General features: G+C 74.8%; 9 protein-coding genes. 4 read left to right on the forward strand and 5 right to left on the reverse strand.

Translation table 11 applies throughout. From position 1 onward, the window contains the following. Positions 1-204: 204 nt before the first annotated feature. Entirely contained in the window at positions 205-1,062 is an 858-nt protein-coding gene (gene map, locus ACZ462_RS07690) for a type I methionyl aminopeptidase (RefSeq protein ID WP_467804799.1), read from the reverse strand. Between the two features lie 95 nt (positions 1,063-1,157). Between map and ACZ462_RS07695 the strand changes: the two genes are divergently transcribed. Together ACZ462_RS07695 and npdG are read left to right on the forward strand one after the other, a co-directional pair. Beyond that, on the forward strand, positions 1,158-1,406 hold the full coding sequence (locus tag ACZ462_RS07695; protein WP_467804798.1) for a hypothetical protein: 249 nt from the start codon (positions 1,158-1,160) through the stop codon (positions 1,404-1,406). Positions 1,407-1,682: 276 nt separating this feature from the next. Continuing rightward, complete coding sequence (gene npdG / locus ACZ462_RS07700) at positions 1,683-2,405, forward strand: NADPH-dependent F420 reductase (protein WP_467804797.1); 723 nt, start codon at positions 1,683-1,685, stop codon at positions 2,403-2,405. Between the two features lie 66 nt (positions 2,406-2,471). Here the strand turns inward: npdG and ACZ462_RS07705 are convergent, their stop codons facing one another. Beyond that, complete coding sequence (locus tag ACZ462_RS07705; RefSeq protein ID WP_467804796.1) at positions 2,472-4,493, reverse strand: TerD family protein; 2,022 nt, start codon at positions 4,491-4,493, stop codon at positions 2,472-2,474. A 244-nt stretch (positions 4,494-4,737) separates the two neighbouring features. Here ACZ462_RS07705 and ACZ462_RS07710 point away from each other — a divergent pair, with 244 nt between their 5' ends. Further along, the gene (locus ACZ462_RS07710) at positions 4,738-4,923 is read left to right on the forward strand and encodes a hypothetical protein (RefSeq protein WP_467804795.1); all 186 of its coding nucleotides are present in this window, start codon (positions 4,738-4,740) and stop codon (positions 4,921-4,923) included. Positions 4,924-4,936: 13 nt separating this feature from the next. Here ACZ462_RS07710 and ACZ462_RS07715 read toward each other — a convergent pair whose 3' ends face one another. Then, positions 4,937-5,737, reverse strand: coding sequence for a site-2 protease family protein (locus ACZ462_RS07715; protein WP_467804794.1), 801 nt, complete (start codon positions 5,735-5,737; stop codon positions 4,937-4,939). 133 nt (positions 5,738-5,870) lie between these two features. On the opposite strand from ACZ462_RS07715, the gene ACZ462_RS07720 reads away from it, so the two are divergent. Further along, complete coding sequence (locus tag ACZ462_RS07720) at positions 5,871-9,242, forward strand: AfsR/SARP family transcriptional regulator (protein WP_467804793.1); 3,372 nt, start codon at positions 5,871-5,873, stop codon at positions 9,240-9,242. A 59-nt stretch (positions 9,243-9,301) separates the two neighbouring features. On the opposite strand, the gene ACZ462_RS07725 is transcribed toward ACZ462_RS07720, so the two are convergent. Both ACZ462_RS07725 and ACZ462_RS07730 read right to left on the reverse strand, forming a co-directional pair. Next, the gene (locus tag ACZ462_RS07725) at positions 9,302-10,156 is read right to left on the reverse strand and encodes an ABC transporter permease (RefSeq protein WP_467804792.1); all 855 of its coding nucleotides are present in this window, start codon (positions 10,154-10,156) and stop codon (positions 9,302-9,304) included. Then, positions 10,153-11,229: an ATP-binding cassette domain-containing protein gene (locus ACZ462_RS07730; RefSeq protein ID WP_467804791.1), complete on the reverse strand. Its 1,077-nt coding sequence runs from the start codon at positions 11,227-11,229 to the stop codon at positions 10,153-10,155. Before ACZ462_RS07730 ends, ACZ462_RS07725 begins: the two co-directional genes overlap by 4 nt. Between the last annotated feature and the right edge of the window lie 168 nt (positions 11,230-11,397).

Raw genomic sequence — 11,397 nt, forward strand, 5'->3', positions numbered from 1 at the left:
GGGGGGGGGGCTTTTTTTTGGTGTTGTTTTTGGGACGCAGAGAGGGGGGGTGTGGGGGGAGGGGCTGAAAGGAAGGTTTGGGGGGGGGGGGGGGACGGGGCGTGGCGGCACGGCCGCCACGCCCCGATCCTCGTGCTTAGGCAAACCTAAGTCAATGTGTTCCCGACGCGTTGTCGGTAAAACGTCCCCGGGGGCCGGAACGGGCTACGGCAGGGTGAGGATGTCGGCTCCCGAGTCCGTCACCACCAGTGTGTGCTCGAACTGCGCGGTCCGCTTCCGGTCCTTGGTCACGACCGTCCAGCCGTCGTCCCACATGTCGTACTCGTGGGTGCCCAGCGTCAGCATCGGCTCGATGGTGAAGGTCATCCCGGGCTGCATGACGGTCGTGGCGTGCGGGCTGTCGTAGTGCGGGATGATCAGGCCGGAGTGGAACGCCGAGTTGATGCCGTGCCCCGTGAAGTCCCGGACCACGCCGTAGCCGAAGCGCTTCGCGTACGACTCGATGACCCGGCCGATCACGTTGATCTGCCGGCCCGGCCGGACGGCCTTGATCGCCCGGTTCAGCGCCTCGCGGGTCCGCTCCACCAGCAGGCGGGACTCCTCGTCCACGTCGCCGCACAGGTAGGTGGCGTTGTTGTCGCCGTGCACGCCGCCGATGTACGCGGTGACGTCCAGGTTCACGATGTCGCCGTCGCGCAGGACCGTCGAGTCCGGGATGCCGTGGCAGATGACCTCGTTGACGGACGTGCACAGCGACTTCGGGAAGCCGCGGTAGCCCAGCGTCGACGGGTAGGCCCCGTGATCGCACAGGTACTCGTGCGCGACGCGGTCGAGCTCGTCGGTGGTGGTGCCGGGGGCGATCAGCTTCGCGGCCTCCTCCATGGCCCGCGCGGCGAGCCGGCCGGCGGTGCGCATCGCCTCGATCGTCTCGGGCGTCTGCACCTCCGGCCCGGTGTACGGAGTGGGCGCGGGCTTGCCCACGTACTCGGGCCGGCGGATGTTGCCGGGAACGGAACGGGTCGGAGAGAGCTCGCCGGGTACGAGCAGCGACTGGCCAGACATGCAAGCGAGTGTATCCAGCACTCCTGGGGCAGCATGGCGGCAGACAAGACGGTACGGCGGCGGCTCCGCGGCCGCGGAGGAAGGAGCCGGGGACGATGGCCCTGTTCAAGAAGCGCCAGGCGGGCAAGCCGGGCGAGTGGTACTACTGCCTGGTCCACAAGAAGGTCGAAGAGGGCCCCGAGTGCCCGGCGAAGGACCGTTTCGGCCCGTACGGCTCGCCCGAGGAGGCGGCCCACGCCATGGAGACGGCGCAGGAGCGCAACCTCGAATGGCAGAACGACCCCCGGTGGAACGACAAGTCCGGCGAGGGCACCCCGGACGAGGGGGGCGGCCCCACCGCGTAGCCCTGCGGCCGCCGTGCCCGCGGGGCACGGCGGCGGGCCGCCGGGGGGAGGCCGGGGGTGAGGCCGGGCCAGGGGAAGCCCGGGACGGCCAGGGGAGGCCGGGAGGCCAGGGGGAGCCGGGGGAGGGCCCGGGGAGGCCAGGGGGACGCCCGGAGCCCGGGGGAGGGCCCGGGGCGGCCCCGGGGCGGCCCGGAGGCCGGGGGGACGTCCGGGGCCGGGGGCCCGTGCCGGGCGGTACCCGTTCGCCGGTGCGGATCCCCGCACTACGCTCCCCCCATGACCTCAACCGACAGCACCCAGAAGCCGCCCGCGCCCGCCAAGGCGCCCGCCAAGGACCCGTGGGACCTGCCGGACGTCTCCGGCCTCGTCGTCGGCGTCCTCGGCGGCACCGGCGACCAGGGCCGGGGCCTGGCCTACCGGTTCGCCAAGGCCGGCCAGAAGGTGGTCATCGGCTCGCGCGCCGCCGACCGCGCCCGCCAGGCCGCCGCCGACATCGGCCTCGGCGTGGAGGGCGCCGACAACGCCGAGACCGCCCGCCGCAGCGACGTCGTGATCATCGCGGTGCCGTGGGAGGGTCACGCGAAGACCCTCGAAGCGCTCCGCGAGGACCTCGCGGGCAAGCTCGTCGTGGACTGCGTCAACCCCCTCGGCTTCGACAAGCAGGGCGCGTACGCCCTCCGGGTGGAGGAGGGCAGCGCCGCCCAGCAGGCCGCCGCCCTCCTGCCCGACTCGCGGGTCACCGCCGCCTTCCACCACCTGTCGGCGGTCCTCCTCCAGGACGAGTCCGTCGCGGAGATCGACACGGACGTGATGGTCCTCGGCGACTCCCGCGCCGACACCGACGTCGTCCAGGCCCTGGCCGCCCGCATCCCCGGCATGCGCGGCGTCTTCGCGGGCCGGCTGCGCAACGCCCACCAGGTCGAGGCGCTCGTGGCGAACCTCATCTCGGCGAACCGCCGCTACAAGGCCCACGCCGCCCTCCGCGTCACCGACGTCTGACCCGGCCGGGGTGTGGCCTCCCCGGCGGCCGTCCGGCCCCGGGAGGCCGGACGGGCGCCGGGCCCGTCAGCCCCGGCGGCCGGACCGGCCCTCGAAGCCGGCCAGATGCGCGAGGACACCGCTGTGGAAGCGGTCCACCGCGGCGTCGACACTGCGGATGAACCCCGTCTCCGCGCTGCCCCGGCCGCTGCCCATGCCCTTGATCAGGGAAAGCCTGAACCCGGTGACCGGCACCCCGTTCGGGGGCAGCAGGTCGCCCGGTTCCGGACGCAGCCGCTCCAGCGTGCCGCGGGGGCCGTTGTCCCCGTCGACGATGCTCTCGACGTGCAGGTCCGCCGGGGCGTCCGCCAGCATCCGCACCAGCCGCTTCACCGTCGCCAGCGGGTAGGCGCCCTCCGGGGCCGCCACCTCCGCCGAGGTCCGGATCCGGCCGGTGCGGAGGTCGGCGGTCACGGCGACCACGCTGTTCATGCCGTCGATGCGCAGCTCCGCGAAGAGCCTGCCCTCCCGGCACAGCCGCTCCGCCGCGGCGACCCGCCGCGCGTGCGGGTCGCTGCCGCGCCGGGCCCGCTGCACGGGCAGCGCCTTCTGCCCCAGCTCACCGCCGACCCGCAGGCACACCTGGCGGATCAGCCGCTCCCAGCTCTCCACCACGCCGACGGCCCGCTCGTCGCCCGCGGCGATCGTCTCGTCCTCGACCCCCTTGCGTACGGGCACCCAGGCCGGGCCCATGTTCTGGAAGCCGTGGCAGCCGGACTGCTCGTGCCGCAGGTAGGCGAGGAGCTCCTGGAGGAGCCAGGCGTGGGCGGCGTTCCCGACGCCCTCGTGGAGGAGCAGCATCTGGGCCTGGTGCGCCACCTCCGCCCAGGAGAGGTGCCACAGGCCGACCTTGTGCTTGCGCCGCCCGTCGATCTTGACGTCCACGACGGGGACGCCGTCCAGCGCGACGTCGTTGGAGAGGGTGATCACTGCCTCGTAGCCGCGGCGCGCGGCGATGTCCATGTACTCCTGGACCTGCTCCGGCTTGAGCGGATTGCCGTTCGTCTTCGTCTCCAGCAGGGCGGTCCAGATCCGGCCCGCCCGCTCCACCCGGATCACCCCGTCGGGCCGCCGCGGGGTGTCGCCGTGCGGGAGGGCCACCTCGGTGAAGGTCTGCATCCGCCCGGCCGGGGCGCCGAAGCCGGCCGTCAGGCGGCGGCCCAGCTCGGGGACCTGGGCCATCACGGAGAGCAGGATCGAGGTGGCGCGGACCTCCCGCTCGCGGTCGCTCTTCAGCGTCGGCGCCGGGAACAGGCAGGCCTGCCGCCAGGTGTCGTTCTCGGCGAGGGACTTCCCGGCGGCCTTGGGCAGGGTGGTCTTCTTCTTCGTCGTCCGCGGGCTGCGGGCCGTGCGCTGCACGGGCAGGACGGGCACGGCGGGCGCGTCCGGCACCGCCGGCGGGGCCGCCCGTACGGCGGCCGTCGCGACGGCGGAGGCCGAGGCGGCGCCCCCGGCCGCTACCGGGACGGCTTCCGGGACTGCCTGCGGGGCGGGGGCGTCCTCGTCGTCGTCGACGGTGATGCCGAAGTCCGTGGCCAGGCCGGCGAGGCCGGTCTCGTACCCCTGGCCGACCGCGCGGAACTTCCACTCCGGGCCGCGCCGGTAGAGCTCGCCGAAGATGAAGGCCGTCTCGGCGCCGGCGTCGTCGATGGAGAAGCCGACGAGCGGCTCCCCGGACCGGTCCGAGACCGTCATCCGCAGGTCGTCGAGGTCGCCGAAGCGGGCGTCGCCGTACTGGCTGGCCGCGACGACGATCCGTGCGACGTCCGGCGGGACGGCGGTGAGGTCGACGCTGATCCGGTCCTCGTCACCGCTGTCCGTCGGCGTCTTCCCGAGCAACTGGACGCTGCCGTCGGCGGCGGCGGGATTGTTGTAGAAGTAGAAGTCGTTCTCGCTGCGGACCTTGCCGCTCCCGTCGAGGAGCAGGACGGAGACGTCCGCGTCCCCGGCCCCCGAAGCGCTCGTCCATCCCAGGCTGACCACCACGGAGCCGGAATCCTCGCTGAGGGCGGTCAGGCTGGTGTTTCCGCCCTTGGTGATTTCCTGCACGCGTACCCCCCAGTCGCCCGGCGCCGGCTGCGGCGGGCCGAGCGGGCCGGGCTGTCGTTCTGCCTCTGTGCTCGCGGCGCGTGATGCGCGACACACCGTCCGGCGCACCATAGCGGCGCGGGCCGGGCCGGATCCGGCGAACGGGGAAAAGGGGCTCCGGGCGGGGTGGGGGGTGGTGCGGCGGTGGTGTGGGGGACACTGGAGGGGCTCGATGCAGTCCCGTGCCGTCTAGGAGACGTACCCCATGCCCCGCCTTGCCGTCTTCGCCATCCTCGTCTGCGTGCTGTCCGTGGCGGCGGCCGTGGTCGCCTTCGTCGAAGGCAGCTTCCTCGGCATCATCTGGGTGCTGCTGGCCGGCCTGTCCTCCAACATGGCCTGGTACTACATCCGCCGCGAGCGGGCCCGCAAGGCCGCCCGCCAGGCCGGCTGACCCCGCCCCGCCGTCAGGGCTGCGGGGCCGCGCAGAAGCCCTCCGTGTCCTCCCAGAAGCGGTACAGCTCGAACCCGCAGTAGGTGTCGAAGTCCTGCACGCCCAGCGCCGACAGGGCGCCGTGGACCACGTCGAAGAAGACGGCGTGCACGCCCGGGATCCACAGCAGCGCGAACACCGCGATCAGGCCGAACGGCGCGAGCGGCGCCAGCTCCCGGCGCACCCGGTACGACAGCCAGGGCTCGATGACCCCGTAGCCGTCGAGGCCGGGTACCGGCAGGAAGTTCAGGATCGACGCCGACACCTGGAGCAGCGCGAGGAACGCCAGCGCGAAGCGGAACGGCTGCGGCACCCCGTCGAGGGCGCCCAGCCAGAACGGGGCGGTGCAGACGAGGGCGAACGCCACGTTCGTCAGCGGGCCCGCCGCCGAGATCAGGCTGTGCTTCCAGCGGCCCCGGATCCGGTCGCGCTCGATGAACACGGCGCCGCCGGGCAGGCCGATACCGCCCATGATCACGAAGACGAGGGGGAGGACGACGCTGAGCAGGACGTGCGTGTACTTCAGGGGGTTCAGCGTCAGGTAGCCCTTCGCGCCGACCGTGAGGTCGCCGCCGTGCAGGGCCGTCCGGGCGTGCGCGTACTCGTGCAGGCACAGCGAGACCAGCCACGCCGACGTGACGAAGAAGAAGACCGCGAGCCCGGCGCTCTGCGAGTAGCCCGTCCACACGGCCCACCCCGTGACCGCCATGATCGCGACTATGCCGACGAAAACGGAACTGACCTGGCGCTCGCTGCGCGTCCCCTGATGAACCATGCGGCGAAACCTACCCCGGGCCGGCGGCTGCCGGAGACGCGGGCCGGGGGCGGGCTGCCCGCGGGGCGGGCAGCCGCCGGGCGGGCGGGGAAAACCGGTCGGGGGCCGGCGCAGGGGTGGGGACAATGGGGCGGTGCTCTACGCGATCCTCGGTCCCGTTCAGGTCGTTCGGGGCGACGGGACCCCCGTCGCCGTCGGCGGGGCGCGGCTGCGCGCCCTGCTGACCGCGCTCGCGCTGCGGGCCGGGCGGGCGGTGCCGGTGCACCTGCTGGTGGACGAGGTGTGGGCCGGCCGGCCCCCCGCCGACGGGCCGGCCGCGCTGCAGGCGCTGGTCGGGCGGCTGCGGCGGGTGCTGGGCCGGGGCGCGGTGCGTTCCGCGGAGGGCGGTTACGCGCTGGCGGCCGCCCGCGAGGACGTCGACGTGTACCGCTTCGAGCGGCTCGTCCGCGCCGCCGCCGCGGCCTGCGGCGGGGATCCGGCGCGGGCCGCCGCCCTGTACGACGAGGCGCTGGCGCTGTGGCGCGGCCCGGCCCTGGCCGACCTGCCCGAGCCGGGCGCGGAGGCCGCGCGCTGGGAGGCCGTACGGGCCGACGCGCGGCGGGGGCGGCTCGCGGCGGCCCTCGGCCTCGGCGAGGCGGAGCGCGTCCTGCCCGAGCTCGCCGAGCTGTGCGGGCGGCACCCGCTGGACGAGCCGCTCCAGGCGCTGCGGATCCGGGCGCTGCGGGACGCGGGGCGGGCGGCGCAGGCGCTCGCCGCCTACGAGGAGGTCCGGCAGGAGCTCGCCGACCGGCTCGGCGCGGACCCGGGGCCGGCCCTGCGCGCCCTGCACGCCGAGCTCCTCGCGGCACCGGCCGGGCCTCCCGGCGCGGCAGCCGGTGGGCCCGCAGGGCCCGTACGGGCTCCCGGGGCGGCGGCGGTCCCGGAGGCGCGGCCGGGGAACCTGAAGGCGCGGCTGACGACGTTCGTCGGGCGCGAGGAGGACATCCGGGCCATCGGCGCGGACCTCGGACGGGCCCGGCTCGTCACCCTGCTGGGGCCGGGCGGGGCCGGCAAGACCCGCCTGTCGCAGGAGGCCGCCGAAGCCCACGCCGCGGCCGCGGACGGCGCGGAGCGGTGGCCCGACGGCGTGTGGTTCGCCGAACTGGCCCCCGTCAACGACCCGGACGACGTCGCCGAGGCCGTCCTCACCGCGCTCGGCGCCCGCGAGACCAAGCTGCGCGGCGCCTCCGCCGAGGAGCTGCGGGCCCTGACCGAGCGGGCGGGCGACGACCCGCTCGCCCGCCTCACCGATCACTGCGCCCGGCGCGGCATGCTGCTGGTCCTCGACAACTGCGAGCACGTCGCCGGGGCGGCCGCCGAGCTGGCCGAACGGCTGCTCACGCACTGCCCCGGGGTGCGGATCCTGGCCACCAGCCGCGAACCGCTCGGGGTGCCCGGGGAGTTCCTCCGGCCGGTCGAGCCGCTGCCGGACCCCGCCGCACTGCGGCTCCTCGACGACCGCGGCGCCGCCGCCCGCCCCGGCTTCACCGTCGCCGAGGACCCCGACGCGGCGGCCGAGATCTGCCGGCGCCTGGACGGCCTCCCGCTCGCGATCGAACTCGCGGCGGCGCGGCTGCGGCTGCTGACGCCGCGGCAGATCGCGGACCGGCTGGACGACCGGTTCCGCCTGCTGACGGGCGGGGCGCGCACCGTGCTGCCGCGGCAGCAGACGCTGCGCGCGGTCGTCGACTGGTCGTGGGAACTCCTCGACGCGGCGGAACGCCGGGTACTGGCCCGCCTGTCCGTCTTCGCCGGCGGCTGCGACCTCCGGGCCGCCGAAGCCATCTGCTCGGCCGGAGCCGCGCCCGGAACCGACCAGGGCGGTCTGGACGCCGTCCGGGCGGGGGACGTCGCCCACATCGTCGGGTCGCTCGTCGACAAGTCGCTCGTCATCGCCGCGCCCGGCCCCGGCGGGATGCGGTACCGGCTGCTGGAGACCGTCGCCGAGTACGCGGCGGAGCGGCTGGCCGCGGAGGCGGGGGAGAGGGGCGCCGCCGAGCGGCGGCACCTCGTGTACTACCGGGAGTTCGCCCGCACGACCGAGCCGCTGCTGCGCGGGGCGGGGCAGCGGGCGGCCGGGGAGCGGCTCGCGGCCGACTACGAGAACATCCGCAGTGCGCTGCGCCGGGCCGTCGCGGCCGGGGACGCCGGGGAGGCGCTGTGCCTCGTGCACTCCCTCGTCTGGTACTGGCAGATGCACGACCTGCGGGCCGAGTGCCGGCACTGGGCGGACGCCGTCGCCGCACTCGGCCCGGACCCGTTCCGGGCGCCCGTCGCGCCCGCCGAGCCGGTGCACGGCCGCATTCCCGACACGCCCCCGCCGTACCGCGGGGAGGCGCTCACCGAGGCCTGGCGCGGCATCCGGCTCCTCCAGCTCGCCGCCCGGGACCAGAACAGCGAGAACTGGAACTCGCCGGAGGTGCGCCCGCTGATCGAGGGCGTCCTCGCCGCCTACCGGCCGGGCCTGCCGCAGACCTGCCGGGCCCCCGGCTCGCTGTGGATCTACGCGGTGATGATCGGCGGGGACGCGGAGATGCTGCGCCGCGCCATCGACGCCACCGTCGACACCGCCCGCTCCCTCGACTACCGCTGGGAGCTGGCCGGCGCCCTGCAAGTGCGGGCGAACGTACTGGCCAACCGGGCCGCGTGGGCCGGCGACGCCTCCCGCGACGCCGAGGAGAGCCTCGCGCTGTTCACCGCGCTCGGCGACGACTGGGGCTGCGCGGAGGCGCTGTCGGCGCGCGCCGAGGCCCGCGAGAAGCACGGCCGGTACGCGCTCGCCGCGGACGACTTCCGGGCGGCGATCCGGCACGCGGAGCGGCTCGGCGCGCCCTCGCAGGTGACGGTCCTGCGCGTGCGCATGGCCGGGGTGCTGATGGAGAGCGGGCAGTATGCCGAGGCGGAGGAGCTGCTCGCCGACGTGCTGCGGCACATGCCGAGCGGCTACGGCAACGAGGCCATGCCGGCCGCCCGCCTGTTCATGGCGGTGTGCCTGGGACACGGGGGCCGCATCGCCGAGGCCCGCGGGCACATCCGGCGGCTGCGGGAGGAGTTCGCCATGGGCGCGTACGCCGTCTTCGACTGCTACCTGCTCGGCACGATGGCCTGGCTGGAGAACCAGGACGGCCGCCACGAGCGGGCGCTGGAGGTGCTGCGGCAGGCCCTGGAGTCCGCCCGGGACCCGCTGGCCGACATGGTCGCCCCGCAGCTGCCCGCCGTCTGCATGCTGACGGCGGCCCGCGCGCGGGCCGGGCTCGGCGGCCGCGAGGAGGCGCTGCGCGCCGCCCGGCTGCTCGGCGCGTACCGGGCGCTGCTGCCGGACGGGCACGTCCCGGTGGCGACCGAGCGGGAGGACCGGGACCGGGCCGAGGAGCTGCTCCGGGAGGAGCTGGGCGAGGCGGCGTACGGGGCCGCGTACGCCGAGGGCGGCAGCCTCGCCCTGGAGGAGGCCGCCGCCCTCATCTGACCCGGCCCCCCGCCGGGGGCCCGTCCGGGACGCGATCCGGAGCGGACCGGCCGGCCGGATCAGGTCTTCTGGCGGAACTTGCGGACCGCGAGCGGCATGGTGACGACCGTGATGGCCAGCGACCAGGCCAGGGTCACCCACACGGCGTGGGCGACGGGACCGCCGTTGATCAGCCCGCGGGCCGCGTCGGCGAGCTGGGACAGCGGGTTGTAGTCGGTGAAGGACTGCAGCCAGCCGGGCATCGTCGACGGCGGGGCGAAGATCGAGCTGCCGAACTGGAGCGGCATCAGGACCAGCATCGCCACGCCCTGCACGGCCTGGGCGTTCTGCAGGGTGAGGCCCAGCAGGATGAAGATCCACATCAGGGAGGCGCCGAAGACGGCGGACAGCCCGATGGCGAGCAGCAGGTCGAGGAAGGACGTCTCGATGGAGAGGCCCAGCAGGAAGCCGACGCCGAGCAGGATCGTGATGGCGACCAGCATCCGCCCCAGCTCGACGACGATCTTCGCGAGGAGGACGGAGGACCGGGCGATCGGCATGGACCGGAAGCGGTCCATGACGCCCTTCTTGAAGTCGTCGTTGACGCCGACGCCGACGCCCATGGCGATGTTCAGGCCCATCATGGCCATCAGGCCGGGGAGGACGTAGTTGACGTAGGCGTCCTGGTTGCCCTTGCCGGAGATCGCGCCGCCGAAGACGAACACGAACAGCAGCGTGAACACGATCGGCATGAACACCACGTCGAACATCGACTGCGGGTCGGCCTTGATCTGCATCAGGTTGCGGCGCGCCAGGGCGGAGATGTGCCGCAGGTTGGCCCGCAGGCCGATGCGGCCCTCCGCCGGCAGCGGGCCCGCCCCGGCCGGTGCGGCGGCCGCGGCGGCGGCGGGCTTGCTCGTGGTGGCGGTGCTCATGCCGCGACCCCCTCGTTCTCGTCGGTCCGCTCGGTCCGCTCGGTCCGGCCCGTGCGGCCGGTCTGCTGCCCGCCGGGCGGCGGCGCGTCCTGCGCGTCGGCGGTCCGGTGGCCGGTGATGGCGAGGAACACCTCGTCCAGGCTCGGCAGGTAGGTGCCGAGGTCGGCGATCGCGTGGCCGCGGGCGGCCAGCAGGCCGACCACCGCCGTCAGCTGCTCGTCGCTGAGGATCGGGACGAGCAGGACGCCCTCGTCCGGCACGGCCTGCGCGCCGGCGATGCCGTCGAGGCCGGCCTCCGCGAGGGCGCGGGCCATGCCCGGCAGGTCGGCGGGCGAGACGGGCCGGATCCGCAGGGTGCGGCCGCCGACGCGGGCTTTCAGCTCGTCGATCCTGCCGCCCGCGATGACCTGCCCGCGGTCGATGACCGCCAGCTCGTGCGCGAGGTGCTCCGCCTCCTCCATGTACTGGGTGGTGAGGAGGACGGTGGCGCCCTCGGCGACCATCCGCTGCACCTCGTCCCACACCTCGTTGCGGGTGCGGGGGTCGAGGCCGGTGGTCGGCTCGTCCAGGTAGAGCACGGCCGGGCGGCCGATCATGGACGCGGCCAGGTCGAGGCGGCGGCGCATGCCGCCCGAGTACGTCATGGCGGGCTTGCGGGCGGCCTCGGTGAGGGAGAACCGCTCCAGCAGCTCGTCGGCGCGGGCGCGGGCGTCCTTGCGGGACAGGTCCAGCAGCCGGCCGATCATGTAGAGGTTCTCCCAGCCGGAGAGCTTCTCGTCGACCGAGGCGTACTGGCCGGTCAGGCCTATGGTGCGGCGCAGCTGGCGCGGCTGGCGGACGACGTCGTAGCCGGCGACGCGGGCGGTGCCGGCGTCGGGGACGAGCAGGGTGGACAGGCAGCGGACGAGGGTGGTCTTGCCGGCGCCGTTGGGGCCGAGGACGCCGAGGACGGTGCCCTCGCGGACGTCCAGGTCGACTCCGTCCAGGGCCCTGGTCTCGCCGAAGTGCTTGACCAGTCCCCGGACCTCGACGGCGTTCGGGCCGTTCCGGCGGTTCTTGTCGGTTCGCGTCATGGCCCCATGTGACCAGCCGCCGCCGACAGATCACCGACAGATCACCGACAGGCCGCCGACAGGCGGCGGGGGGGGAGGGCGCCCGGCACGCGGGGGGGGGGGGGGGCCTTTTGTCTTTCTTTTGGTTCCCCCCAGGTGTCCGGCGTTGTGGTTTACAACACGACCCCC

It is taken from the genome of Streptomyces sp. NPDC031121, from assembly GCF_055570615.1.

Bases quoted from the DNA above. Each gene is read 5' to 3' on its own strand.
- ACZ462_RS07695 (WP_467804798.1), top strand. From the start codon at position 1,158: ATGGCCCTGTTCAAGAAGCGCCAGGCGGGCAAGCCGGGCGAGTGGTAC.
- ACZ462_RS07710 (WP_467804795.1), top strand. From the start codon at position 4,738: ATGCCCCGCCTTGCCGTCTTCGCCATCCTCGTCTGCGTGCTGTCCGTG.
- ACZ462_RS07730 (WP_467804791.1), bottom strand. From the start codon at position 11,229: ATGACGCGAACCGACAAGAACCGCCGGAACGGCCCGAACGCCGTCGAG.
- ACZ462_RS07715 (WP_467804794.1), bottom strand. From the start codon at position 5,737: ATGGTTCATCAGGGGACGCGCAGCGAGCGCCAGGTCAGTTCCGTTTTC.
- ACZ462_RS07725 (WP_467804792.1), bottom strand. From the start codon at position 10,156: ATGAGCACCGCCACCACGAGCAAGCCCGCCGCCGCCGCGGCCGCCGCA.
- map (WP_467804799.1), bottom strand. From the start codon at position 1,062: ATGTCTGGCCAGTCGCTGCTCGTACCCGGCGAGCTCTCTCCGACCCGT.
- npdG (WP_467804797.1), top strand. From the start codon at position 1,683: ATGACCTCAACCGACAGCACCCAGAAGCCGCCCGCGCCCGCCAAGGCG.